Origin of the sequence: Xylanibacter ruminicola Ga6B6 (assembly GCF_000687715.1) — a bacterium.
GTDB lineage: Bacteria > Bacteroidota > Bacteroidia > Bacteroidales > Bacteroidaceae > Prevotella > Prevotella ruminicola_B.
Genome location: NZ_JHXD01000008.1, coordinates 1 through 25228, shown reverse-complemented (window position 1 = coordinate 25228; position 25228 = coordinate 1). Strand labels below are relative to the sequence as shown.

At 50.8% G+C, this 25228-nt stretch carries 22 protein-coding genes; 5 read left to right on the top strand and 17 right to left on the bottom strand.

From position 1 onward, the window contains the following. The first annotated feature begins 1 nt into the window (after position 1). Complete coding sequence (locus T500_RS0106580) at positions 2-373, top strand: DUF4834 family protein (RefSeq protein WP_028907449.1); 372 nt, start codon at positions 2-4, stop codon at positions 371-373. 4 nt (positions 374-377) lie between these two features. Here the strand turns inward: T500_RS0106580 and pyrH are convergent, their stop codons facing one another. Both pyrH and T500_RS0106570 read right to left on the bottom strand, forming a co-directional pair. Then, the gene (pyrH, locus tag T500_RS0106575; protein ID WP_013065609.1) at positions 378-1088 is read right to left on the bottom strand and encodes a UMP kinase; all 711 of its coding nucleotides are present in this window, start codon (positions 1086-1088) and stop codon (positions 378-380) included. 12 nt (positions 1089-1100) lie between these two features. Then, entirely contained in the window at positions 1101-1820 is a 720-nt protein-coding gene (locus T500_RS0106570) for a biotin--[acetyl-CoA-carboxylase] ligase (protein WP_028907448.1), read from the bottom strand. 115 nt (positions 1821-1935) lie between these two features. On the opposite strand from T500_RS0106570, the gene T500_RS0106565 reads away from it, so the two are divergent. Next, on the top strand, positions 1936-2388 hold the full coding sequence (locus tag T500_RS0106565) for a nucleoside deaminase (protein WP_028907447.1): 453 nt from the start codon (positions 1936-1938) through the stop codon (positions 2386-2388). A 104-nt stretch (positions 2389-2492) separates the two neighbouring features. Here the strand turns inward: T500_RS0106565 and T500_RS0106560 are convergent, their stop codons facing one another. From T500_RS0106560 to T500_RS0106490, 15 genes are all read right to left on the bottom strand, one after another. Beyond that, the gene (locus tag T500_RS0106560) at positions 2493-4145 is read right to left on the bottom strand and encodes a RagB/SusD family nutrient uptake outer membrane protein (protein ID WP_028907446.1); all 1653 of its coding nucleotides are present in this window, start codon (positions 4143-4145) and stop codon (positions 2493-2495) included. 21 nt (positions 4146-4166) lie between these two features. Further along, the gene (locus tag T500_RS0106555) at positions 4167-7358 is read right to left on the bottom strand and encodes a SusC/RagA family TonB-linked outer membrane protein (RefSeq protein ID WP_028907445.1); all 3192 of its coding nucleotides are present in this window, start codon (positions 7356-7358) and stop codon (positions 4167-4169) included. Positions 7359-7708: 350 nt separating this feature from the next. Next, entirely contained in the window at positions 7709-8872 is a 1164-nt protein-coding gene (locus tag T500_RS0106550) for a YhcG family protein (RefSeq protein WP_028907444.1), read from the bottom strand. Between the two features lie 124 nt (positions 8873-8996). After that, positions 8997-9932, bottom strand: a complete 936-nt coding sequence (locus T500_RS15350) for an alpha/beta hydrolase family esterase (protein ID WP_051611928.1) — start codon at positions 9930-9932, stop codon at positions 8997-8999. 208 nt (positions 9933-10140) lie between these two features. Further along, positions 10141-11811 carry a M6 family metalloprotease domain-containing protein gene (locus T500_RS0106540; protein WP_028907443.1) on the bottom strand — a complete coding sequence of 557 codons (1671 nt, stop codon included), beginning with the start codon at positions 11809-11811 and terminating at the stop codon, positions 10141-10143. 80 nt (positions 11812-11891) lie between these two features. Further along, positions 11892-12728: a hypothetical protein gene (locus T500_RS0106535; RefSeq protein WP_051611927.1), complete on the bottom strand. Its 837-nt coding sequence runs from the start codon at positions 12726-12728 to the stop codon at positions 11892-11894. Between the two features lie 51 nt (positions 12729-12779). Then, positions 12780-14324, bottom strand: a complete 1545-nt coding sequence (locus T500_RS0106530) for a RagB/SusD family nutrient uptake outer membrane protein (RefSeq protein ID WP_028907441.1) — start codon at positions 14322-14324, stop codon at positions 12780-12782. Between the two features lie 41 nt (positions 14325-14365). After that, positions 14366-17533, bottom strand: a complete 3168-nt coding sequence (locus T500_RS0106525) for a SusC/RagA family TonB-linked outer membrane protein (protein WP_036908683.1) — start codon at positions 17531-17533, stop codon at positions 14366-14368. Between the two features lie 320 nt (positions 17534-17853). Continuing rightward, positions 17854-18222, bottom strand: a complete 369-nt coding sequence (locus tag T500_RS0106520) for a hypothetical protein (RefSeq protein WP_028907439.1) — start codon at positions 18220-18222, stop codon at positions 17854-17856. Positions 18223-18224: 2 nt separating this feature from the next. After that, a complete protein-coding gene (locus T500_RS15345; protein ID WP_230580865.1) occupies positions 18225-20492 on the bottom strand; it encodes a hypothetical protein in 2268 nt (755 codons plus the stop codon). A gap of 2 nt (positions 20493-20494) precedes the next feature. After that, on the bottom strand, positions 20495-20959 hold the full coding sequence (locus tag T500_RS15340; RefSeq protein ID WP_051611926.1) for a lysozyme: 465 nt from the start codon (positions 20957-20959) through the stop codon (positions 20495-20497). A 25-nt stretch (positions 20960-20984) separates the two neighbouring features. Continuing rightward, positions 20985-21761 (bottom strand): Rha family transcriptional regulator, encoded by a 777-nt coding sequence (locus T500_RS16340; RefSeq protein WP_051611925.1) that lies wholly within the window; start codon positions 21759-21761, stop codon positions 20985-20987. Between the two features lie 270 nt (positions 21762-22031). Beyond that, a complete protein-coding gene (locus tag T500_RS0106500; protein ID WP_080694813.1) occupies positions 22032-22844 on the bottom strand; it encodes a LexA family protein in 813 nt (270 codons plus the stop codon). Between the two features lie 113 nt (positions 22845-22957). After that, positions 22958-23365, bottom strand: a complete 408-nt coding sequence (locus T500_RS0106495; RefSeq protein ID WP_013063025.1) for a HEPN domain-containing protein — start codon at positions 23363-23365, stop codon at positions 22958-22960. Beyond that, positions 23352-23642, bottom strand: coding sequence for a nucleotidyltransferase domain-containing protein (locus T500_RS0106490; protein WP_170857883.1), 291 nt, complete (start codon positions 23640-23642; stop codon positions 23352-23354). Before T500_RS0106490 ends, T500_RS0106495 begins: the two co-directional genes overlap by 14 nt. Before the next feature lie 563 nt (positions 23643-24205). Here T500_RS0106490 and T500_RS15330 point away from each other — a divergent pair. The 3 genes from T500_RS15330 to T500_RS16895 form a co-directional block, all read left to right on the top strand. Then, entirely contained in the window at positions 24206-24766 is a 561-nt protein-coding gene (locus T500_RS15330; RefSeq protein ID WP_051611924.1) for a DNA-binding protein, read from the top strand. A 15-nt stretch (positions 24767-24781) separates the two neighbouring features. Next, a complete protein-coding gene (locus T500_RS16900) occupies positions 24782-24883 on the top strand; it encodes a smalltalk protein (protein ID WP_155267463.1) in 102 nt (33 codons plus the stop codon). Between the two features lie 66 nt (positions 24884-24949). Beyond that, positions 24950-25228, top strand: a 279-nt coding sequence (locus tag T500_RS16895) for a transposase (protein ID WP_155267462.1), incomplete at its 3' end; no start/stop codon positions are given.

Sequence of the window (25228 nt, the reverse complement as noted above, 5' to 3'; positions counted from 1 at the left end):
AATGAAGACTTTTGTGGCCTTTATCGTGTTCGGCTTTATTGCCGTGGCTATTATCGCTATCATCGTTATTAACGTGTTGTATCGCAACATGAAACGTATGCGCGAGGATGTAGAGGATTTTGTGTACCGTCGCGGTCGCCGAAACGAGCAGAAGGATCGTAACCCCTTTGGTGAAGATTATTTCAAGAGCAGTCGCAAGCCAGGCTCGCAGAGTGCTGGTCGTGCAGGTGCTTCGGGCCAGCAAAATAATAACACCACCCGCAGAACAACAACTACGAGTGGTGGTGTAACTATTGTAGACGAGCGCCCCGATGAAAAGAAGATTTTTGAGAAGGGCGACGACGAATACGTAGAATTCGAGGAGGTTAAATAGTACCTTAGTTGTGCACTAAGGTACCAATCTGTTCACCATCCATTACCTTTTTAAGATTGCCAACTACGTCCATGTTGAATACGTAGATGGGCAGGTTATTATCCTGACACATGCAGATAGCTGTAAGGTCCATCACCTTCAGTCCGCGTGCCAGCACCTCTTTGTAGGTGATATCCTCGAACTTGGTGGCTGTAGGATCCTTCTCGGGGTCGGCAGTGTAGATACCGTCCACGCGGGTTCCCTTCAACATCACGTCGGCCTCAATCTCGATACCGCGCAAGCTGCTGCCGGTGTCGGTGGTGAAGTAGGGCGAACCTGTACCAGCCGAGAAGATGCATACATAGCCAGCCTCCATAGCCTCGATGGCCTTCCACTTGGTGTAGAACTCGCCGATAGGCTCCATGCGGATAGCGGTAAGTACCTTGTTCTTAACGCCTACAGCGCCGAGAGCCGAGCTCAGTGCCAGCGAGTTAATCACTGTGGCGCACATACCCATCTGGTCGCCTTTTACGCGGTCGAAACCCTTCTGCGAACCCGAAAGTCCACGGAAGATGTTACCACCACCAATTACGATACCAATCTGCACGCCCATGCCTGCTATTTCCTTAATCTGATTGGCATAGTCGCTCAATCGTTCAGGGTCGATACCGTAGCCCTGCTTGCCCATCAGGCTCTCGCCCGAAAGCTTTAACAGAATTCTCTTAAATCTTGCCATAATTATAAATTGTCAATTATCGTTTTCAATTATAAAAGTTACTTCTTTAAACCGGTACAGGTGTGCTATGCCGTTGGCATCCTGCAGCATCAGGCGCCCGTCGTCGGTAGTGCCAACCACGGTGGCCATAAAGCGTTTGCCGGCAGCCTCGAACGGGTGCAATCCCTCGCGGCGGTACAGTCGGTTCATGTACGCCTGGTGTATGCCCTTGTTGTCGATGGCGCGTTGCAGTTCGTCGAGGAAAGTTGCCAACAGCTCGTCGCGATCGGTGTCGCGACCCGTCAGCTGTTTGATTGATACGGGATTGGGTGCATCGCTCTTAAACTCCGTTTGGTTCACGTCCAGTCCGATGCCTATCACGCAGTCCTTGATGCGGTGCCCCTCCAGGCGGTTCTCAATCAGTACGCCGCATATCTTCTTGTCGCCTACGTAAATGTCGTTAGGCCATTTTATTTCGGGTGTTTGCGGTATGTAGCGCTGTAGCGTGTTGCAGAGTGCTACCGATACCATCTGGGTAATGATGAACTGTGTGCGTGCCGATACCTTCTGGGGGTGGATAAGTACCGAAAATAGCAGGTTCTGGCCCCGCTCGCTCTCCCATGTGTTGGAGCCGCAACCCTTTCCAGCAGTCTGAAAATCAGCCACAACCACCATCACACCCTCGCCGTTTTCCTTCATCCAACGGTTGGTAGAATCGGTCTCATCTACGTGCACTATCTTAAATTCCATCATATTCTGAGTGCAAAGTTAGTTATTTTTAGGCACGAATTTCACGAATTTCACGAATTTTTTTATTATTTCGTGTTAATTCGCGTAATTCGTGCCTTATTTTATTTACCTTTGTAACATGATTAACGAAGAACAACAAAAAAAAGACGAACGCTACATGCAGATGGCGTTAGACGAGGCTCATTTGGCCCTTGAGGCGGGCGAGATACCCATTGGTGCCGTGGTGGTGTGTAAGGATAGGGTAGTGTCGCGTGCGCACAACCTTACCGAAACGCTGTGCGATGTTACCGCCCATGCCGAGATGCAGGCCATTACTGCCGCTGCCAACACGCTGGGTGGCAAGTATCTTACCGATTGTACGCTGTATGTTACCGTAGAGCCTTGCACCATGTGTGCCGGTGCCATTGGCTGGGCGCAGATACCCCGTATTGTGTATGGTGCTCCCGACGATAAGCGTGGCTACCACCTGCTGGCGCCCAACGCCTTCCATCCTAAGGCCCAGGTAACTCAGGGCGTGCTGGAGGACGACTGCCGTGCGCTGATGCAGAACTTCTTCAAGGCCAAGCGCTAGAATTCTAACTGTAGCACTGTAGCGCTGTAGCGCGAGCAAAGAAAAACGCGAGTTTGCTTAGATGGCAAACCCGCGCTTTATTTTTATGGTGCAGATACTAAGTATTACTCAGCATCCTTTGTTGGATCTCTGAAAGCGTCGTTGTAGTCGCTCTCCCACTGTGGGATAGCCCATGTCCAGTTATCGTTGTCGGGGTTAACGGTAACAGCGATGGCGGTTGCGGCGCTACCACCCTGAGCCAGGCTCTTACGCGAGATGGCCTTGTTCCAACGCTTGTAGTCGCTGTATCCAAAACCCTCACCCCAGAGCTCCAGACGGCGGTAGTTTACAATCTCGTCGAAGAGATCCTCGCCTGTCTTCTCGCAGGTGTAGTTAGCATCACGACCTGTAGAAGCATTCAGCTCTACGAGAGCAGCCTGTGCGGCAGCCTCGTTACCCAGGAAGTAGTTAGCCTCGGCCTCGATGAGTACCATCTCAGATGAGCGGATGAATGGCAGATAGCCTACACCTGGAGTGTCGAATACGTAGAACTTGGTCTGACCACCTACGTAGTAGTAACCAGGCTGGTAAGGGCGCTCCATATTGCTGGCAGCCGATGAGTTGTGACGGTTTGCAACATAAGCGTCAACCTCGTCCCACAGGGCATCGTTGCTGAATCCCATGATACCATAGCTCAGATAGTAGTTATCTGTAACGGTTTGATCGCTCAGGTCGAAGTTCTTGAACTTGTCAGGTGTGAGGAACAGGCCCTTACGAGCGTCGTTGTCTGGGATCTGATTGGTCAGCTCGATATCGATTGAACCTGCACCGCAGGCAGTGTTGTTAGCGTAGTAACCGTTACAAGAGTACTGTGTACCGTAGCTCCAGTACCACATGTTCTCCTGAGCGTCGCCGTAGCTACCGAAAATCCACTCGCTGGTTGGCTTGCAGAAACCGGCATAGTAGTCGGCATTGCTCATCAGGGCGTAGCCCTTGCGAGCCAGAGGAGCGTGGGTAAGTGCAGTCTGATAGTCCTGCTTAGCCAGGGCTGCACGTGCGTAAACAGCGTGTGCTACGTTCTCGTTAGCAATCCAGATTTCGCTTGTACCACGGTTCATGCCGCTCTGCTGGAACAGTGTGATAGCCTCGTCGAGATCCTTGTAGATCTGCGCATAGCACTCAGCCATGGTTGACTGTGGCAGCTCGCCTGTTGACTCATCCAGTCGCAGGCAGATACCCTTGGCAGTACCGTTGTTGCTGTCCTGCCAGCGTGGGGCATAGTAGTGCAGCAGCTTCTCGAAGCTGTAAGCACGGAATGTGAGTGCCGAAGCCTTCTCGAACTTCTTCATCGACTCTTCGCCAGTAGCGTCGTCGATACGTGTAATGATGGTGTTAGCCTGTCCTACCAGTGTATAGTAGTAGTACCAGGGGTATGCATCGTACGATGTGTTGTTACGCAGCGAGTAAGCCAGGTTCATGATAGGTGCCCAACCCTGTGCGTAATAGTTGTAGAAGTAGTCCTGGCTGGCATAGTTCTCGTAAAGAGCAATGATGCGGTTCTCGCCAGCACAACCCTGATCCCAGGCGTACTGCTGGGTGCTCATGCTCTTGGCAATACCATTCAGTGCCTTGTAGGCGTTCTCGGTTGTGGCTACAGCGTCGTCGGCCGAGATCGACTCGGTAGGATTGGTGTTCAGATAGTCGGCGCCACACGAAGTGAGTGCGGTAGCGCTAACCAGTACCAAGCCTGCCATGATGTTGCTAATATATTTTTTCATACTTCGATATTCCTTTAAAAATTAGAAATTAACATTGAGCGAGAAGTTCCAAACGCGAGCTGTTACGTAGGTATCGTCCGAGCCACCAGTAAAGCTGTACTGTGGGTTCATACCCTTGCGAGCAGTCAGTGTAAAGAGGTTCTCAACACCAGCGGTAAGTGTCATGCCGTTGATACCTGCGTTCATGGCGGTCATCCACTTCTTAGGCAGGTTGTACGACAGACTGATGTTCTTCATTACCAGGTACGAGGCGCTTGTGAGCCAGCGGTCGCAGGTAGCGTTGTTCTTCGAACTCAGATTGTAGTCCATGGCAGGCACGCCGTTTGGATCAATGCGGTTGGCCGATGTCTCGGTCATACCCTCGGGCACGCCGTTCCAAGCCTTCAGGGCATCCTTGTGCAGGGCTGAACCGCTCGACATGGCGTTTGTGCTCATGAGTGTCTGATAAGTGTAGTCGATAGTCTTACCACCCAGGCTGTAGGTAGCCAACACGTTCAGCGAGAGGTCTTTCCAAGCTACGTTGCCGTGAACCGAACCATAAACGGTAGGAGCAGCAGTGCCGTGGAAGTCGCGCAAGCCGTAAGCTGTATCGGTAGTGTAGTCAACACCGTTGATGGTAACCAGCTCGCCCTGCTTGGCGGCAGTTTCCTTCTTCTCGGGATCGAGTGTGTAGAGTGAACGACCGGTCATCTGGTCAACACCCTCGAAGTGGTATGTATAGAAGTCGTACAGCGAACGGCCCTCGGTGTAGTTGTGTACACCCGAGAGGATGTTGTCGCCGTTAGGCAGCTTGATAATCTTGTTCTTGATGAATGTAGCGTCGAGACCTACGTTAACAGTCCAATCCTTCTTCTGCAGCACGTCGGCATCGATCGAAAGCTCGATACCGCGGTTGGCGATGGTACCGATGTTCTTGTTAACGGTCATGTTGAAGTAGTCGCCGTACGAGAACGAACCGGCCGACAGGGGCAGGCGTACAGCAAAGAGCAGGTCCTTGTTACGCTTGTCGAAGTAGCCGATGCTGAAGTTCATGCGGCCGAACAGACGACCCTCGATGGCAGCATCTACAGTCTGGGCAGTCTCCCACTTGATATCCTCGGCGCTCAGGCTCTGCTTCATCAGGGCACTGTTACCACCGTTCTTCTCGATATAGTAAAGAGCCTGGTAGCCATAGTAGTTTACACCAGCGTCGTTACCTACCTCACCGTACGAGGCACGAACACGCAACTGGTTAACCCACTTTACAGTGCGCAGGAACTCCTCTTTCTTGGCATTCCAGGTAGCACCGAACGAGAAGAAGTTACCCCAACGGTTTGAGCTGGCAAAACGCGACGAACCATCGCGGCGCAGCGATGCATCTACAAAGTAGCGCTGATCGTAGTTGTAACGTACGCGAGCCAGGTACGACTCGGTAGCATACTCGTCGTTGTAACCATTCAGGTATGAGTTGGTCAGGAAGTTGTTCAGTACGTAGATACCGTCAACAGCCATGTTGGTGTTCATACCCATGAAGTTCTCGGTCTGATAGTGAGTGTTCTCGTGACCTACCATGGCATCGATGTGGTTGTTGCCGTACTCGTGAGCCCAGTTCAGCAGCTCCTGCATGGTGTAGTCCTCGTACTCGTTGCTGTAGTTAGTCAGTCGTCCACCGTTTGCAGCACCATCACCAATCTCAGGGTTGTTGTAACGCTGACGTGTAGATGAACGGTGCGACAGGTTACCCTTAACGGTTACCGAGAAGTCGTATGGCAGGTTCAGAGTCAGGTAAGCAGTACCGTTCAGTACGTTACGCTTACGTGAGTCGGTATCCTTGCGCAGCTCGTAAGCAATGTTACGGTTGTCGAGATAGTCAGATTTTGTATCATATACATACTCGCCATTCTCGTCGGTAGCAATGCTGCCGTCGGCGTTGTGGCTGTAGATAGGATAGATGGGCGCCATGTAACGGGCTGTGCTGAATGGGTTGCTGTAAGCGCTTCCCGAAGCGTTGTCGTTAAAGTGGCGTGTTGAGATAGTACCGTTCAGGTTTACACCAGCAGTAAAATACTTGTTAGGTGTAAAGGTAGAGTTTACGCGGGCTGTGTAGCGCTCGTAGTCGCTGCTGATAATGTAACCCTTCTCGTTCAGGTAACCCAGCGATGCGTAAACGTTGGTCTTATCGTTGGTGAAGTTGCCGCTCAGGATGTACTCCTGACGCTGACCAGTACGCTCAATGTTGTCCTCCCAGTCAAGGTCGGTGTAGCCGTCCAGTACGTTGGCCACGATCTTTCCGTTAGCGTCGAACAGCTGGTCGCTGGCGCGGTCCCAGATGTTCTGGTGCATCACGTCGGTAGCCAGATGTGCGCTGGCGTAGGCCTTAGCCTCGTCCTCGCTCAAGCCCATCGAACCGGTCATAGCCCAGTTCTTCATGGCCTTCCACGATGTCTCCATGTAGTCGTTAACACCCAGGCGGTCGTACTCCTTGATACCACGGTTGTAGTAACCATGGTTAATCTTCAGGTCGATTGATGAGTTACCCTCGTGCGAAACACCGCTCTTGGTGGTGATGATAACCACACCGGCCGATGCACGGTTACCGTACAGGGCTGCCGATGCAGCATCCTTCAGTACCGACATGCTCTTGATATCCTCGGGGTTCAGGTCGGCAATGTTACCGTTGTAGATAATACCATCTACTACGTAGAGTGGGGTGTTAGAACCATTGAGCGAACCGATACCACGAATGCGGATGGTAGGCTCGGCACCAGGTTCACCATAGGTGTTGTTAACCTGTACACCAGGGGCAGCACCCTCGAGTGCGCTGGTAACGTTCGAGGCGATACGCTTCTCGATAGCCTTCTCGTCAACGGTTGATACCGAACCGGTAATACTCTGCTTCTTGGCAGTACCGTAAGCCACAACTACCACCTCTTCAAGAGTTTCGCTGTCGGGCTTCATCATTACGCGCATACCGTTAACGGCCTTCAAGGTCTCGGTCTTGCAGCCCAGGTAGGTAATCTCAATCATGTCCTTGCCTTCGGGCATGGTTACAGTAAACTGTCCGTCATAATCAGTGATGGCACCGGTACCTGCACCCACAATTTTGATGGTAGCACCGATGATGGGCTCACCGTCTTCCTGTGAGAGTACTGTACCTGTAACTTTTGTCTGTGCCAGCGCTGCTCCCACAAAAAGGAACAGACTGACGATGAACATCGTTAGTCGTTGTTTCATAAAAATCTCTCTTTTTTAATAATTATATGTTATACCTGTAGTCTCAATCTCTTCCTTTTTGTTGGACGTAAGGTCCCATTTCGGGCCTGCAAAATTACTGTATATTATTATAATAGGCAAATAATTTTATCAAAAGAGGGCTATTTTCTAACATATTTTAACCATTTTAATACAAATGGTATTCAAAAAATCAATATGAAAGCCAAAATTCGCGCTTAACTTACATTTTGTATCGTTAAACGCGAATTTTGATATTAAATTGTTATGCACAAAATATGCAATAATAACAAATCCCCTCACCGGTTAGCGAAGGGATTATTTTCAACTGTAGCACTGTAGCGCGTAGCAGGCTATTCTGCATTCTTTAGTTCCATGAACTCCTTCTCCGAGATGCTTTCTAATAGATATTTTCGTATTTCATCTTCCGATGGCAACTGCAGTCGGTATTTACTTACGAAGAGATTCTGCGAAAGGCCCTCGGTGGCATACTGTACGGTGGTCTCGCCATAATCGGTGCACAGTAGCAAACCGATGGGCGGGTTGTCGCCTTCCTGCATAACCTCGTGCTTGTAGTAGTTCATGTAGAGGTTTAGCTGCGAGGCATACTCGTGTCGGAAACGGTCAATCTTTAAGTCGATGATAACGTGACACTTCAAAATACGATGATAGAAAATAAGGTCGGCCTTAAAGTAGTCCTGATCAACGAGGATGCGTTTTTGTCGAGCCTCGAAGCAGAAACCTCGGCCCATCTCCAACAGGAATGCCTGTAGGTGATTCAGGATGTACGACTCCAATTTGGTTTCGGTATAGACTTCCTGCGACTCCAAGCCTAAAAATTCGAGTGTTACGGGATTGTGCAGAATGTCACGCGGGGCCAATTGCTGAGCGTTCTTCATGGCAAGTTTCTGCAGTGCTTTCTTGTCCTTAGATAACCCCATGCGCTCGTAGTATTGCGACGACACCTGGCGGTCGAGCTCTGTTACTGTCCAGCAACCGCGAATTGTTTCTTGTTCGTAAAAGGCACGCTTTAGTTCATCGTTAAAATTCGAAAGATAGATGAGGTGGGTAGCCGATAACTTATAAAACAAAGACTTTGCTGGAGTTTGCCAAGCCTCTTGTGGCACTGCAGATATTGCGGTTGACGACCGCAATTTTTCAATGAGTACCGTACTATCTTCAGATTTGGCGGTCGTCAACCGCAAAATTTCATCCTGCCCGTTTTTGACTACATATTCTGCAACTACACCGCCAAGTTGAGGGTATACCTGATATGTGAGTCTGTACTCATATAAACGGCGTTCTCCCAATCCTCTTCTGTTAAGACGCTGGGCAAGGTTTTTTAGCAGTTTCTCACCATACTTAGCACGATCTTCACCATGCTGCTCGTATTCTACAATATAATACCCCACCAGCCAGTTGCGGGCAGTAAGCGATAGGTTTACGGCATGTGCGGCTTGTGCCTGAAGCGCGTCCTGCACATGATTGATATGTCCTACTAATGATTCAAAATTCATGTTGTTAATTTTATCAGTTTTGTTTCGACTGCAAATTTAAATATTTTCTACATATTAAGTATGCAGAAATCCAAAATGTTACGCAAATAAATAGATAATTATTGTTAATACTGTGATGCCATTATTACTTGATAACCTTGCGGCCACCTATGATATAGATGCCTTTGGGCAGGGCCGATGGGTTGGTGCCCAGGTTGCGACCATCGAGGGTGTAGATGACGCCATTGTGTTTGGGCTTGGTGGTGGTTGATGGGGTGTGGATGTTTGCTGTGGGGTTGCTGCTCTTGGGTAGCGAGTAGCGACTGCAGAATCGCCATATCTCATCGCCCGTCTTTACTACATCGTTTGATATCCAGTGACCCTTGCGTGCCATCTCCAGCAGCACCACCTCAACACCATCGTTGCCCTCGCTCCACAGGTGGTGGGTTATATGTCCGGTGCCGCGATAGTTGCGGGTAACCTTGTCGGGCTGCTTACAGCCGTTGTGCGTTATCCACACCTCAAGGTTTTTCTTTACGTTGGAGTAGGGTACCACATCGTCGCTGGTGCCGTGAGTGTGGATGATGGGTATGGGGCGCACGCTCTCAAGCGCCGTGGCACCGTTCATGGGATAGCCGCTGATGGGAGCAAAGGCCGCAATGCGGTCGGCTATCTTGTTCATAGCGTGGTAGGTAAACATGCCGCCCATCGAGAAGCCCGACAGATACACGCGGGTACTGTCGATATCGTATTTCTTCTGCATCTCCTTAATCAGTTCCAGCACAAAACGTATGTCGCGGTCGCCTGATATGTCCCAGCTTTTGGCTATGCCTTCGGGAAACACCGTCACAAACTTGGCTGTGTCGGCCACCGATGCTATATCGAGCATATTCATCTGGTAGGCTGCATCCTGGTTCATGCCGTGGCACGATATCAGCAGCGGGCGTTTACTGCCCAGCTCTTTTGGTACGTAGGTTTTGTACTGTCGTACGTAGTTGTCAACTCTCAGCGATTCCTGTGCCTGTGCTGTCAGCCCCCAGCCAGCAGCCAAGAGCACCAGTGCCATTATCTGTTTTCTCATTACTATTCTTAAGTTTTTTAATTATCGGCTGCAAAGGTACCCATTTCCTCTCAAACGCCCATTGCCTCATATTGCGCAAACTTTGCAATATGTAACATCCCGCCCCATTTTCAACTGTAGCACTGTAGCGCGTAGCAGGCGGGCACAAAAAATGCGGGGTTGCTTTGGATGGCAAACCCCGCGAAGTGGTTGTTATTGGCGAAAGTTTTTACCTGATAACCTTGCGGCCACCTATGATGTAGATGCCTTTGGGCAGGGCCGATGGGTTGGTGCCCATGTTGCGACCATCCAGGGTGTAGATGGTGGTGGGTTCGGTGGCAGCTGGCTTGATGACCGACTGGATGCCCAAGGTTCCGCTGCCTACCAGATTCTGGAACTTGAATGATATCACGCCGTCGGTAAGCTTGATGTTGGTTACGGGCTTGCTGGTGTAGTGGATACCATCGGGATTAAGATTGTAAAGCTCGGCGCGGGGCAGCGATTTGTTGGTTAAGCTGTCGTTGCCGGCGTAGGGGAACGGGTCGTTGGCGGCATCCTCAACGCTGCTTATCAAACTGTTGTCGGCAGGGATGATGGTGCAGCGCTGGTGGGTGTTGTAACCATCGTACGCTGTGGTGTTGTTAACCAGATTGTAGTGCCATAACTCCTCATCATAGTCGACGTGCAGCACCAGCAATCCGCTACCGGGCAGTGCCTCGTCCCAGCCAGTCTTCTGTCGGTTTTCCAGCAGGTAGTACTCGTCGGGGTGCGCATCGTTGTAGATGATGTAGAAGTCGCCGCCATCGCCGATGGCTTTCATGTCGGTTAGCACGGTGTCGTTCTTCAGTTCGATGGGCTGTTTCCAACCGCAGTACATGCGCTCGTAGCTGGTATAGCCAGCAGGCGAGAAACTATTGCCGTTGTAACTGCCGCTACTCATCAGGTCCCATGTGTACATGCCAAAGTTGCTGCCACTGGTATCGTACATGTCGGGTAATCCCAAGCAGTGTGTGAACTCATGGCAGATTGTGCCGATACCCTCTATGCCGATAGAGCTTTCGTTGTAGCCTCGCTGGATAAGTTCGGGGCCGCAGGCATACGTGTCGATAACGATGTTGTCGAGTGTGAGCGTTTTCTTATAATCGCTGTACTGCAGGTGCCACTCGTGTGGCCAGATGGTGTTGGCATCGCCGCCAGCAGCCTCACCGAGTCCTGCGAATATTACGAATACTTGGTCTACTTCGCCGTCACCATCCCAGTCATAGTCCTGATAGTTAACAAATTCATCGGCCATCTCACAGGCTGTTGCTACCATCAGTCCTGGATTGGTGTCGTTACCTTGGGTGTTAGCGCCATAGTAACCGTAGGTCTTAGGCATGGTAAGCGGACCGATCACATCAAAGTCGAGTTCGAACTGTCCGTAGCTCTGTGACAGAAAGTAGTCTTTTACGCTTCCTTTGAATCCCAGCTCGCTGGTGAAGCCTACTTTGTTCAGGATATCGTTGTAGAGCTCAGGGGTATGCTCTTCTTTGAATTTCTTGTTCTGGAAGTCTACTAAGATAATGAGTCCTTTCTTCTTTCCGATGTAGGGCTCATGCTTACCGCCGATGACTGCTCTGGTTCGACTTTTGTTAGCTCCGTGCATGGCACGTTTCTGTTGTGCGCTGTTGAGCAGAATGCTCTGATTGGTGAGTTGGTAGATGCCAGCCTTAGTAGTCTCGCTATAGCAATCACCGTTTTCGCTCATCCAATAGTGCACGTATTCGTCGCCTTTCAGTTCGGCTTTTACTTGTGTACCATCAGTAAGGGTGAGTATTTTCCACTGGCCGGGACGGGCAGGGATACTGCTGGCAGTAACCACCTGCATCAGCAGAAATAAAGATAGGTATAAGTGCTTCATTACTTGATTAATATTGGCAATAAAAAAAGATGCCGGGCAAGGATTACCCGTGTCCGGCATCTTGATATTATTTCATGCTGTTAGGGCAGCGTGATAGTAATGATTCCGTTCTTCTGAGTGTAGTTCCAACCGCCCAGTCCATCGATGTAGTAGTAAGGAGCCAACTGAATGGTCTTTGCATCCAGGAACTTGCTGAACTTGAAGTTACTTACGCCATCCATGAAGTCAGATGCATGGTGAGCCAAGATAGGCTGGCTCTTATCGCCATCGTAGTTCAGACCTACGAAGAAGGTATCGAAGTAAACGAGGCCGTCCTCAACCCACAACTCGATGAATGGAGCTGACGAAGCGGCAGTCCATGAGTCGGCCTGAGCCTCTGGGCTTACACGCCACTCCTCGTAAGGAGCCATTACGCGATAACGCTCAAAGCCATCGGCTTTTAATACCTCTGGATTACCTGTTGCCCCAACAAAGGCGTCAACAAATGTTGCCTTACCGAGTGATACCCACTCGTAAGCCTTTGAAACCTTGATTGTAGCGGTCTTTACAGCACCGATTGATGCGTCGGCATCGCTAAGTGCCAGTGTGAGAGTACCCTGAACACCAACCTCCAGAGGATCGATGTTAACCTTAACGGTAGTTGCGTTCTCACCAGCGGCAAAGTTGAAGTCTGATACGGTTACACCACCAATAACGGTGCTACCTGCCTTCAGACTGGCTGTTACGCTACCAGTGGCAGCGGCAGCTGTATTGCCACGTACGATTTCTACTTCAAATACGGGATTTGATGCAGGCACCTCAACAGCTGCGAGTGTAGCAGCAGTGAATGATACGCCTGCGTTATTCTGACCGTTGTAGATAGCACCCTCTACGTCCTTGTTACAAGAAGTGAACAGGGCGGCGGCTACAATTGCCATTCCGAATATTTTCTTGCTAATTCTCATAATTATTACTTTTTAGAGGGTTACTTACTTCTTATAGTCGTCTTCTGGGTTCTGATCGGCCTCGAGAGTCATGTTTACATTTCCATCGAACTCGGCCTGTGGGATAGTGAGCACGTTCATGAATGCCTCAGGATCGTCGGTAGGACGAGTAGAGAGCAGAGCTGCTGAAGGCCAGCCCTGAGCAGCAGTACGGCGGAAGCCCTGCTTCAGGCGCTTCAGAGTGAACATACGGCCATCCTCACCCCAAAGCTCGATACGACGCTGAATCAGGATCTCCTCGAGCAGTGAACCTGTCTCGTCGGCAGTAGCTGATGTAGCACCCAGAGCAGTACCGGTCTTATCGCAAGTGTAGTCGGTATCGCGGTATGACATGAAGGTTTTAAGGATAGTACGTGCCTGATCTTCCTGACCCAAACGGCAAGCAGCCTCGGCAGCAGTCAGATACATCTCCTCAACACGCATGAAGATATAGTCGCCCATCCATGTTGCAACATCGGTGAACTTGAACTTCTCCTGCAGCAGTCCGGCGCTGGTCTTACCGCTTACCCACCAGTCGCGGCGGCCGTCGGTAGGATTCATCTTAGCATAGAGCTCCTTGTTAATGCACTTAGGAGCAGACTGACCGTACTTACCAGCCTCGAAGTCCATGTGTGAGAAGAAGCTGGCGTACATACCAACCTGGTCGGCGATGATGCCTGCACCCCACATAACGTCGGCTGCACCTGCATCGTTCATACCAGCAGCGCTCTTAGCATCCAGAATTTTGCAACCGCTGGCTGAAATAGCAGCCTCGGCAGCGGTGTAAGCTGTCTGCCAGTCGTTCTCAACCAAGGCGATACGTGCCTGGATACCCAGAGCAACAGCATAGCCGATGTGAGATTTATTCTGCTGCTCGGTGCCCTTCAGCAACTCAACAGCCTTCTTGATATCGCTGTCGATCTGAGCGTAAACCTCGGCGTTGGTAGCACGTGGCTGACCAGTTGTCTCAGGAGTTGTTGGCTCAGTGTAGATAGGTACACACTTCTCGCTCTCGTGACCCTTCAGGGTGCGAGCGAACCACTGCGACAGCATGAAGTAGCTGTAAGCACGGATGGCATAAGCCTGACCGATAGCGTAGTTAACCTCGGCAGATGTACCGCCCATGGTCTCCTCGGCAGCGATGATATAGTTGGCGTTTGCAATCCAGTTGTAGTAAGCGTACCACAGGTCGTAGCTACGCCATGAGCTTGATGCATAACGCTGTTTTACGTTGTAAAGTGCGTCGTACCAGAACCAACCTGAACCCGAAGCACCCATGATGTGGTCTTCACCCATTACCTCGGCACCCAGGTTGTAGGCTGTGATACCAAAGCACTGGTGAGTGTTACCGCTGGTTGACCAACCGGCAGTGTACATCTCACGGTAGATACCGTTCAGGGCCACGAGAGCTGCGTTACCGTTAGCCAGCAGGCCCTGACCCGACATAGACTGTGTGGGTGATGTCTCGATGCGCTCTTCTGAACAAGAGGTCGTCAAGACCATGCTTCCAGCCAGCAGTCCAGCGAATGTATATTTGAATATCTTTTTCATATCTTCAATCATTTATATATTTGTTCGTAATCGATGTTTGATTAGAATTTAACTTCGAAACCTACTGTCCAAGTCTTGTTAGGTACGTAAGAATAGTCGGTACTACCAGAGAAGTTGTACTGAGGATCCATACCCTCCAGGTGTGTGAAGAGTGCGAGGTTGTCAACCGATGCGAATACGCGAACGTTGCTCAAACCAGCCTTTGTCATCCAAGCCTTTGGCAGAGTGTAACCCAGTGTGATATTCTTGATAGCGAAGTAAGAAGCATCAACAAGGTAGCGATCCAGATAAGAAGCACGCTTACCGTTGATCTCGATACGAGGAACGTCGGTAATGTCGCCGGGCTTCTGCCAGCGGCGCAGTGAGTTGGTGTGCCATGTGTCGGTAGCGTAAGCAATGTTCATGGCTCCGCTGTACAGGTTCTCGTAAATCTTACCACCGATAGAGTAGGTTGTAAGAACTGACAGGTCGATACCCTTATAGCTCAGGTTGGTAGAAAGGCTACCATACAGATCGGGGATGCGGCTGCCCAGGTAGTACTTACAAGCGTTAGCAACGCTGTAGTCAGAAGTGATGTACTCGGTACCAGGCTTCATGTTGCCTTCCTCGTCCTTCTCGTATGCCCAGTACAGCTGTGCACCTGTAGCAGGATCAACACCGGCGCTCTTTGATACGTAGTAGGTACGGATGGGCAGACCCTCCTTGTAAACGCGTGCACCGCTAACAATCTCGGGGCTCTCCTCGGTAAGCTTCAGGATCTTGTTGCTGACGGTAGAACCCATCAGAGTGATGTCCCAACGGAAGTCGCCACGACGGAAAGGAGAAACGGTCAACTCGGCCTCGAGACCGGTGTTGCGCATGTCACCTACGTTAGCATTGTAACCAGAGAAACCGGTTGACAGAGCCATTGGGTACTCCAGCAGCATGTCGGTGGTCTTCTTGTTATAGTACTCAACGCTGAAGCGAACCAGGTTACCGAACAGAGCACCCTCCAAACCGATGTTGAAGTTCTTGTTCTTCTCCCAAGAGAGGTCCTTGGTCTCCAGAGTAGAAACTACAGCACCGATGTTGTTACCGTTGTTCCATCCCAGAGCGTACAGAGCCTGCCACAGGTAGTAGTTTGAGCTACCGCTTGAGTTCAGGATATCGTCGTTACCCTGCTCACCGTAAGATACCTTGAATGAGAGGTTGTCAACCCATGTGATATCCTTCATGAACTGCTCCTTAGATACGCGCCAGTTAGCACCTAACGACCAGAATGTACCAGTCCAGTTCTCCTTGAAGAAACGTGATGAAGCATCAGCACGCAGTGAAGCTGAGAAGTAGTACTTATCGTCGTAGTTATAGTTAGCACGGCTCAGGAATGAGTTAATGCGGTAGTTGTCAGTGTAAGAGTCGGCCTCGTACATGTTAGCAGCAGGAGCCAGCTCGTAGATACCCTCAACCAGGTTGGTCTTACCAGCTGTGAGGTACTCCATCTTGTAAGCGTAGAACTCGTGACCAGCCATCAAGTCAACATTGTGCTTGCCGAACGAGCGGTTCCAGGTAAGCAGCTGGTTGAATGTGTAGCTCTGAGTGCGGTAGTTGTACTTCTGCAGCAAACCGCCGGCAGTAGCCTGGTTACCGTGGTGCATGTTCATGTAGCGCATGCGGTAGCGGCTGTTGTAGTCGAGACCGAAGTTAACAGCGAGCTTCAAGCCCTGCAGCCAACCGGCCTTAGCATCATCAGTACCCAGAACGATACCTGCACGTACACCGGCAGCGTCGCGCTTGTTCTCGGCCTTATCGTCAACAAGTCCACCCAGTGGGTTGAAGTCGTTGTATGAACCGGGACGCTTGGTAGCGTTGTCACCGTAGTCGAGCTGTGGGTTACCGTTCTCATCCAGTACGTTGTTACCGTTCAGGTCCTTAACATACATTGGGAACAGAGGAGATACGAACTGAGCTGAGTACCATACGTTAGAAGTAGATGTACCATCGTAGTCGCTGAAGTTCGAAATAGAGTGAGTCAGGCTGGTGTTCAAGTTAGCTGAGAACCAATCTGTAATCTTAGAGTCAACATTTACACGAGCGTTGTAACGCTGGAAGGCAGTAGTCTTCAGCAGACCTTCCTCGTTCAGGTAACCGAGCGACATCATGTACTTGGTCTTCTCGGTACCACCGTTAACGTTGAACTGGTGCTCATGACGGAAAGCGCTGTTACGCTTTACAGCGTCGAGCCAGTCCTCGTTCCAAGCAGCCTGAGCGTCGGTACGAACCTGACCTGTAGAAGGATCGATGATCTGATCCCATGTGTAGTTCTTGAATGGGTTGTAAGCCTCACCACCAAGGTTAGCGCTCATCTGGCTGCGAGCATAAGCCTCACCTTCATCCCAGCTCATACCGTTGCTGAAGATGGCCTCGTTACGCAGTCCCTCGTAAGTGAGCTGTACAAAGTCCTTCTGGTTTACCAGGCTGTAGCGTGGCAGCGCACGGCTCGACCAACCAGCGGTTGAACGCCATGTTACCTGTGCCTTACCTTCCTTACCCTTCTTGGTAGTAATCATGATAACACCGTTGGCACCACGAGCACCATACAGAGCACCGGCAGATGCATCCTTCAGTACGGTCATGCTCTCGATATCGGCGGGGTTCAGCGAGCTCAGTGCACCATCGTAAGGAATACCATCTACTACGTAGAGAGGGCTTGAGCTGGCGTTGATTGAACCGAAACCACGGATGCGGATGCTGGGATCAGAACCAGGCTGACCAGATGCAGATGTCATCTGTACACCTGATACGTTACCCTCAAGACCCTTAGTTACGTTTGTAATAGGACGAAGCTCCAGCTTCTCGCTATTTACGTTCTGAGCCGAACCAGTGAACGAAGATTTCTTAGATGTACCATAAGCTACAACTACAACCTCGTCAACCACCTGAGCGTCGGTCTTCAGGAATACGCGCATACCAGGCTTAGCCTTAACGGTCTTGCTTTCGAAGCCCAGGTAGCTGATCTCCAGCTGATCCTTGCCTGCAGGCAGGGCTACGGTGAATCGACCATTCACGTCGGTCAACATACCAGTGCTGGTACCAACCACTTTAACGGCAGCACCGATGATGGGCTGTCCGTCTTCCTGTGAGAGTACTGTACCAGTAACTTTTGTCTGTGCCAGCGCTGTGCCTACAAACAGGAACAAGCTGACGAAAAACAACGTTAGTCTTTGTTTCATAAATTCTCTCTTTTTTGTTAATTAATAATGTTTATAACTTTAAATTCTATCTCTCTCTACTTACACTGCAGTTGGTTTTTTATGCAAAAACTATTAATTTCGCACTTTTTTGCCACTTACGGGTTGCAAAAATAGTGTATAATCTCTAAATAAACAAATAATTTTATTAAAAAGGGGGTATTCTATAACATATTTTAACTGTTAACGAGTGTTACTTGACTCAAATCAATGTGAAAGCACAAATAAGTGGTTAACTTACACTTTGTAATGCGGATGGTTGATTTTGATGTTAAATTGTTATGCACAAAATATGCACTTTGTTAAGATTTCTTCTTTTTGTTCACATTCAGGGGTGTGCTTTTGGGGTAGGCGATGGTGTAGGCGGTGTCGAGGGCGCGCAGGTCTATCTGGTAGTAGCTGATGCCTGTGCGTACGGCCACGATGGCTCGCAGCAGCTCGCGATGGGGGCGCGGGTAGAGGCCAGGCGGTGGGAGCTGGTCCCATCCTGCCTGACTGCAAAGGTGGCATACTTGCCAGATAAACTCGGGGGTGGCCTCGCCACCAAACCATAGTTGCAATACGCGCCGAATGCAAAAGCGCTTGCAGTGCAATCGGCAGTAACGGCGTGTGCGGCGCAGCAGGCGCCACAGTGCCACAAAGGTTTCTTGTGTGTTATCAATGTGTTCCATAATTATTGCTTGTTAATTTTAACGTATCGCCCGCTGGTTTCGTCTAACGCGATGTGGCCGCGGGTTTGCCAGGTGCGTAGGGTGCTGTCGCCGGGGCCGGGGCGGCCGGCTTGCTGGCGCATCTGCAGATACTGCTCGCGAGTAAACTCATCGGGCAGCAGCTCCAGCAGGTTCTGCGGACCGGAGTGGCGCTGCATTTCCTGCTCATCGCTCAGCTCCTTCTCAAGCTGGGTTCCAAAGTACAGCATCTTGCACCACAGGTTGTACTGCTCGCTCCAGCGCACAAAGTCGGCTATGGTCTTGTCCCACCGGTAGCCATGGGCCACATACAGCACCATACCCTTAAGCCAGGCTATCACGTTGGCGCGATACGAGAGCACGCGGTAGGCCTCGCTCTCGTACAAGCGGGCGGTGTCGGCATTCTCCTGCTTCAGGTCAAGGGCCAGCCGTCGGGCCTGTGGGCATTCGATGAGTCCGTTGGCAGCATCCAGACGGTCGATGTAGGGCTTCAGTTCGGCGGCAAACTGGTCGTCGTAAATCCCTAAGACGGGTGCCTCGTCGTCATCGTCGGTAGGGCGGATGATGGTGGCCACGTCCAGTCGGCTCACCGTGCCATCGTTCACCATCTTATAAAAGAACTTGCGCGCGTTGGGCGGGGTGGTGCTGGCGTTGAAGTTCCAGCGCAGCGGCGCTATGCCCGATACGCTGTCGGCACCTACGCGCTCCTGACCGGCCATCGAGTTGTCGAAAGCCTTGCGTATCAGCAATCCCACCTCGTCGGCCTTGTGGCTCGATGTTACCTTCTTCAGTGCCTCTACCTCATCTACAATGGTGTAGATAAAGCGCTTGCCGTTGTTGTGGGCATCAACCACGCGCTGGTTAAACACGGCATCGGTCAGGTTGTCTATCAGCATCTGAATGCAGATGTCGGCGGGGCGCGGGTCCTTCTTCTGCTTGCCCGTGGGGTTCTTCTGTTTCCACTCGGCCTCGCGCTGGCGGCTGTACAGGTCGCGTTGGCGTATGTCCTCCATAATAAACTCGATGGGCTTTTTGATCGAGCCCTTGCCCACGCTCTGTCGGCCTACCAGCAGGTTCATAAACGTGGCCTCGTGATCTACGTTGTCCCAGTAGCGGAACTGCACGCCGTGCAGGTGGGCGCCCAGTGCGGGAAACACGGCGCTGGCCACGGCGGGCTTGTAGTACCACGGCACGTTGCGGGTTAGCAGTTTTATCAGCGGCGGCAAACGCTTGGGCAGGGGTGGGGGCGTGCTTACGGTACCCCCACAGGCCTTTACACCTTGCTGCTCCTTGAGTGCTTGCAACACCTGCTTTAGGCGCAGGGGCATGCCGCGACGGGGCTCCTTGAGTGCGTTTTCCAGGGTGTGCAGGTATTCGCTGCGGTCGGCATCGGTGCAGGTGCCATCGGGTGCAGCCCAGTAGTTGGGCACGATGGCTTGCAGGCCCTCCAGACTGTAGCCGCAGATGCAGCGCAGGGTTACGGCCAGCTCGAAGGTGAGTGCGTTCCTGTCGCCCACCACCGGCAGCTTGCCACCATTAAACAGCTCCCAGTACTTGGCAATGATATCGCTGTAAGCCATGCCGTTGTAGTTTTTTTCTTGGCACGGATTCTTGGACGAGCCAAGCGGCAAAGCCGAGCGACACGGCTCTCTTTTAGAGAGACACTGCTCTTTTTCATTGATAACAGCCGTGTCCTTTTTTAAAAAGGCCGTGTCATCCGTGCCTAAAACCTCTTCCGAGGAGAAGATGCTATCATCCAGATAAATCAGCTGCTGGGTGCCGGTGGTAAAGAACACGCGGGTGATGTCCTTGGCCTGGGCATCGTAGTCCACGCCTAGCAGCTGGGCGGCCCACTGCAGATTCTCTACCTGCGACATGTGTGGCCGTCGGGTAAACACCAGGTGGTAGCCGCAGCCGCGGGCACTCTCCTCAAGCATCCCTAGTCCCAGCTCATCCTTCTTGGCCAGGATGCGATCGCGAACGGCGGGCATCTCTTCGACCTTAAGGTGGTCGATATCCATGCCCACGGTATTGCTCATACGGGTGCTGCCGCGCAGTGTGCCGTCGGCATTGGGCAGGCAACTGTAGTTCATCTGCACCAGCCGGTGCTTCAACGTCTCGTTGCCGCTGCGGATGGCGGCCATCAGTTGCTGCTGTTCGTTACTGCCGCGCAGGGCCATATACTCTGCGCGGGTGGTTACGGGGCGCATCATTTTCACCCCGTCCTTTAAATAAATAATGTGTGTGCTCATAGTTATACTCTATCTATTATCTCGTCATCCGTGGGGTAGCTGGGGGCGAAGAAACGTTCGGCCTCCCATTGGCGGCGGACTTCCAGTCCCTTTTGCTTGCGGCCGCCGGCATACACCCAGCGTTTAAACTGGCGCTGGATAGCTGCCTTGCTGGCGCCTTGGCGGATGGCTCGTAGCAGCGATGATTGCTGCAACCGACCGATGCCCACGTTAAAGGCAAACGATGTGAGTGCCTCGAGCTGTGCCTCGGTGCGCGCCACGTGCAGGCGTCGCACCTGTCGCATTACCTCGGTGGCATCCTGTAGCAGCCAGTCGCGAGCCTGTTGGGGGCTGATGCGGTCGCCCATGCGCACGCCGCGTGTGTGTCCGTAGCCGATGGTGGGCACGCCGCCCTCATCGCGATAAGCGCTCAGTCGGCATCCCTCCATCTCCATCAGTTTCTGTAAAAGTGTGTCTGTAATCTGCATAGTAAAATGGTCAATGTTCAATTAATCAAAGGTTAGGGTATCCAAGTTGGCTGTTAAGGTACTTCAGTCCGGCCATGGTCCACGTCATGTACACCTTAACTTTGCGCTTGCCTTTCAGCGAGTAGTCGACGTGTGTACGTTCGGCGGTGTAGCCGCGGCCTTGCAGGTGTTCGGCCAGGTTCCAGCGACCGTTGGCGCGGTACTGTATCTTCAAGTCTTCCAGCACGGCGTTAAAGTCGCGGGTGTTCATGTTAAACGTCTTGGCCACCTGCGTGGCGGTGAGTGTATCCTCGGCGGGCTCGTTCAGCATGCGCAGTCCCGTACCCACAATCTCATCCGCCATCGCCAGTATCTGTTTCTGAACCTGCAATGCGGGTAATCTTTTTAGGCACGGATTACACGGCTCTCTTTTAGAGAGACACTGCTCTTTTTCATTGATAACAGCCGTGTCCTTTTTTAAAAAGGCCGTGTCATCCGTGCCAAAAATAATCCGCTCGCGTTCCAGTTCCTCCCAGCGGAGGACGAGACGGGCACGGGCCTCGTCGTTAAACTTGGTGGCGATGTAGAGGCACTCGGTTTTGGTAAGCAGGTAGCAAGGTACCTCGCGCGTTCCGCCGTTGGGCTGAACCACGGTTCTCGATGTCAGCGCAAATTTGCGCCCACATACATCCACCCAAGCTTGTTCCATTTTTCGGATGGCCTTGAGTACATCTTTGTGGTTCTTACCAGTTACTTCAGCTATTTCCAGCGAAGTCATCATGTGTTGGTTGTCGTTTACTGTTTTAATAATCATTGTTTCCATAATTGTGTGTGTATTTAAATTGTTAATAATTAATGTTTGTGTGTGCCGCTCGGCCGTTCCGAGTCGGGTTGGTGTGTCAGTAAGTCAAAGATCACTCGTGAACTGAATCACGCTCGCCATCGCAACTTGTTTGCGGTGGCAAAAGTATGGCAAAAAATAATGCGCTCCAATTTCTTGGAACGCATTCGGTAACAGTTTTCGGTAAGTGTTGTAGGTTTCGGTAACTTTAGTACTAATACTTACCGAAGTTCGGTAACAGGTTCGGTAAAACTAAGCTAATTCTTTAATTAAAACCGTCATCAGCTTCAGTTCGCGGTCGGCAGCACCCTGCTCCTCCCACTTGTCGATACTCTTTCGCATGTACTCATGATTACTGATGGTGCGCTGCACACTGCCTTCGCCACATACAAACCTAAACGTAGCGGGTAGCTTTAAGGTCTGGGCCATACGCTCAAACTCGGCAACAGGCTTGTCATAACTGTATTTATCGCGCATCACGCAATACACCACTGCCCAGGCCGATGCTGCCCAGAACAGATGGCTGCACTGGGTAACGGCTTCGGTCAGGCGCTCGTATATGTCGGGCTGGTGCTGCTTTTGCTTGGCCTTAAACTGGCGTACCACCTCGCCACAGTGCTTCACCGATACGTGCGGCGCACTCAGGTTGCACACCATGCGCCCGCAGATGCGCACATTCATGTCGGCCGTTAGTTCGCATGGCTGGTACTTATCGTTGGCGGGCAACAGCCAGTAGCGCCCGCAGTCGTCAACGTAATACACTTTCAACAGCTCCTCGCCGTCGATGCTCGCCATTATCACCTCGCCGCTGTTTATCCGTTGCGTGCTCTCAATCAGTATCTGGTCGCCGCTGTAAATACCCACGCCGGTCATCGAGTCGCCATCGGCATCTACGATAAACACACTGCGCCCGCGCGTAATCTCGCTGGGCAAAAGAATCATCTCGGGTGGCAGTTGGCCCATCTCGTTAGGCAAACCGCAACTTACTCCTACCTCGTAGTAGGGCACGGGTGTGTCGCACACCAATCCCATCGGCCACTGACCGATGCTACTAAAATTTCTCATGTCGTTTTAATAATTAAAAAGTTTATTTTCATTCTATGGCGCCGTTCCACGGGTCACCAAACGGCTGCAAAGATAATAAAAACCTCAGCACCCACCAAAACCTGCAGCAATAATTAAGAGTTTTTAGGAATAACAAATTCTGCTATCTTATCAATCAGCAGTCTTGTGGGCTCAATATAGGGAGTGATTTTCTCCTCGTTCGCCTCAAAGAATAGGTTATAGTCTGCGTTATCGCGCATAATCACAAGGTCAGAGAGGAGTGAACCATCTTCGCTCGTAAATAGTCCTGTACGAACATAATGCTGTCCGAAAAGAGACATGATGCCACGATGACTTTTTACATTCTGACCGCCACTGATAAGTAAGGCTGATACCGCATGAAACAAAGCATAGTACAGGCGATTGGCAGCAGCCTCCCATTTCTGCTCTTTGGCACAAAATTCCATATCGGCAAAAGTTTTGCGTGCCTTCTCCATTTCCATGCGTACGATGGTTGATCTCTCGTTATCACTTAGTTCCATACAATACTTGTTTGTCTTCTTCTACATTATAATAGAACATAGCATGTGGACCATCAAACCACTCTTGCTTAGTATATGCATGGGGACGAATATCCTCGCCTATATCCCATCCCATTTCAACAAACGGATAGGAATACTTATTAAAATCCTCATGCTCAAGACGTGGCTTATCAAGTATCAGCAGAAGATCCCAATCAGAACCGTCGTGCCAGTCTCCACGTGCACGCGACCCATAGAGATACAACAGACTACCCTTGGGTAAGACCCTTTCGGCCACCTGCTTAATACTGTCGATAACTTTGCTATTGTTCATAACTAATTGCTTTGTATGGTGCAAATATACGTACTAATTTCCAATTTTCCAAATATTTTGGAAAAAAAACGTGTGCTACGCGTTGCAGTGCTACAGTTAGATGTGCGGGGGTGGGGGATGGTAATGGTAGTGCCTATATTTATATATAAATATAGAAGTAAATAATGGTGTGCGATGGGATGGAAAACTACTGTAGCGCTGTAGCGCGTAGCGGACAGCGGATGGTGGCGCCGCGCGCAGTGATTTTTTGCCAAAAAGTAGGTTAGCTATTCGTGAACCGCAATGAAAAAGCTGTACCTTTGTAACGTTAAAATGAGGGAGGCTTGAGGGCGACATTAATCCCCAGATTTGCGAAGATTAATAGTAACAATTGTTACCTTTAATCGTAGCACCCTGCAGGATTAATACCCGCCCGAACCCGAACTCAGAACAATGTAAAAATGTAAAATGATAAAATTTAAAAATTATTTACAAACCTATAATTATTACATTTTTTAATTCTTTAATTTTTTAATTTTACTAAAGCTATGAGTATTAAAGTTATTGCACAGCGCCGAGAGCTTAAGATCGGCAAGAACCCTGGGGCCAAGCGTTTCGTAATGCGCCCCGACCTGTACAGCGCCATCGCCGAGAAGAAGGTGTTTACCGAGGCAGCCACCCACTCGGGCATTAGCGCAGGTGTTATCAAGGCTGCATGGGAGGCTGCAGGCGCCGTTATCCGCACCTGGGCCACCGAGGGCCACTCAGTGCCCGTGCCCGGACTGGGAACCATGCGATTCGGTGTGCGCGCCAAGGCCGTTGAGAACCTTGACGAGGTGAAGACCGGACTGATTACCACCCGTCGCATTGTGTTCACCCCTTCGGTGGATGTGAAGGACGAGCTGAAGAACACCAGCATCCAGATTACCTGCCTTGACGAGGACGGCACCGTACTGAAGCGCGTAACCAGTGGCGACAGCGGCGACATTGAGGATCCCGAGAGTGGTAACACCGACAGCGGCAACAGCGGCAGCACCAACCAGGGTGGTAACACTGGTGGCAACACCCAACCCAGCAATCCTGGCAGTGGTGGCTCAGATATGAACTAGGAAAGGAGGTGAGTTATGAGTAAGAAGGAAACGCTGAAATTCATCGTACAGATGATAGCCAGTATCGCAACGGCGATAGTAACTGCCCTGGGCGCCACCTCGTGTATGGGTCTGTAGCCAAGAACGGTGTCTTATACTGATATAGGTTGACACATTTAGAAACTTAATAAATGTGTTAGACTTATGAGAATTTTAAATCCAAGGATTCCAGAAGAGAAGAAAGCGGAGATTATTTCTGCTTATTTGAATGGTACCAACAGTTATGAAGAGTTGGGAAAGTACTACAATGTTGAACCAAGTACGATAAGATGTTGGGTAAGCCGGTACAGAAAATCAAAAAATGTTGTATCTTTGCAGGCGGATACCAAACCGCTTGAAGATATGGCACGTAAAAAGAAAGAGGAGAAATCTCCTGAGGTACTGGCACTCGAAGCTCGCGTTCGTGAGTTAGAGTTGCAGAAT

What these genes read in the sequence shown, in the direction of transcription:
- T500_RS15340 (WP_051611926.1), bottom strand. Translation starts at nt 20,959, where the DNA reads ATGCAGATTACAGACACACTTTTACAGAAACTGATGGAGATGGAGGGA.
- T500_RS0106500 (WP_080694813.1), bottom strand. Translation starts at nt 22,844, where the DNA reads ATGAGAAATTTTAGTAGCATCGGTCAGTGGCCGATGGGATTGGTGTGC.
- T500_RS0106530 (WP_028907441.1), bottom strand. Translation starts at nt 14,324, where the DNA reads ATGAAAAAGATATTCAAATATACATTCGCTGGACTGCTGGCTGGAAGC.
- T500_RS15345 (WP_230580865.1), bottom strand. Translation starts at nt 20,492, where the DNA reads ATGAGCACACACATTATTTATTTAAAGGACGGGGTGAAAATGATGCGC.
- T500_RS16900 (WP_155267463.1), top strand. Translation starts at nt 24,782, where the DNA reads ATGAGTAAGAAGGAAACGCTGAAATTCATCGTACAGATGATAGCCAGT.
- T500_RS0106565 (WP_028907447.1), top strand. Translation starts at nt 1,936, where the DNA reads ATGATTAACGAAGAACAACAAAAAAAAGACGAACGCTACATGCAGATG.
- T500_RS0106540 (WP_028907443.1), bottom strand. Translation starts at nt 11,811, where the DNA reads ATGAAGCACTTATACCTATCTTTATTTCTGCTGATGCAGGTGGTTACT.
- T500_RS15350 (WP_051611928.1), bottom strand. Translation starts at nt 9,932, where the DNA reads ATGAGAAAACAGATAATGGCACTGGTGCTCTTGGCTGCTGGCTGGGGG.
- T500_RS0106535 (WP_051611927.1), bottom strand. Translation starts at nt 12,728, where the DNA reads ATGGCAATTGTAGCCGCCGCCCTGTTCACTTCTTGTAACAAGGACGTA.
- T500_RS0106570 (WP_028907448.1), bottom strand. Translation starts at nt 1,820, where the DNA reads ATGATGGAATTTAAGATAGTGCACGTAGATGAGACCGATTCTACCAAC.
- pyrH (WP_013065609.1), bottom strand. Translation starts at nt 1,088, where the DNA reads ATGGCAAGATTTAAGAGAATTCTGTTAAAGCTTTCGGGCGAGAGCCTG.
- T500_RS0106580 (WP_028907449.1), top strand. Translation starts at nt 2, where the DNA reads ATGAAGACTTTTGTGGCCTTTATCGTGTTCGGCTTTATTGCCGTGGCT.
- T500_RS0106560 (WP_028907446.1), bottom strand. Translation starts at nt 4,145, where the DNA reads ATGAAAAAATATATTAGCAACATCATGGCAGGCTTGGTACTGGTTAGC.
- T500_RS0106525 (WP_036908683.1), bottom strand. Translation starts at nt 17,533, where the DNA reads ATGAAACAAAGACTAACGTTGTTTTTCGTCAGCTTGTTCCTGTTTGTA.
- T500_RS16340 (WP_051611925.1), bottom strand. Translation starts at nt 21,761, where the DNA reads ATGGAAACAATGATTATTAAAACAGTAAACGACAACCAACACATGATG.
- T500_RS0106495 (WP_013063025.1), bottom strand. Translation starts at nt 23,365, where the DNA reads ATGGAACTAAGTGATAACGAGAGATCAACCATCGTACGCATGGAAATG.
- T500_RS0106550 (WP_028907444.1), bottom strand. Translation starts at nt 8,872, where the DNA reads ATGAATTTTGAATCATTAGTAGGACATATCAATCATGTGCAGGACGCG.
- T500_RS0106520 (WP_028907439.1), bottom strand. Translation starts at nt 18,222, where the DNA reads ATGGAACACATTGATAACACACAAGAAACCTTTGTGGCACTGTGGCGC.
- T500_RS0106555 (WP_028907445.1), bottom strand. Translation starts at nt 7,358, where the DNA reads ATGAAACAACGACTAACGATGTTCATCGTCAGTCTGTTCCTTTTTGTG.
- T500_RS15330 (WP_051611924.1), top strand. Translation starts at nt 24,206, where the DNA reads ATGAGTATTAAAGTTATTGCACAGCGCCGAGAGCTTAAGATCGGCAAG.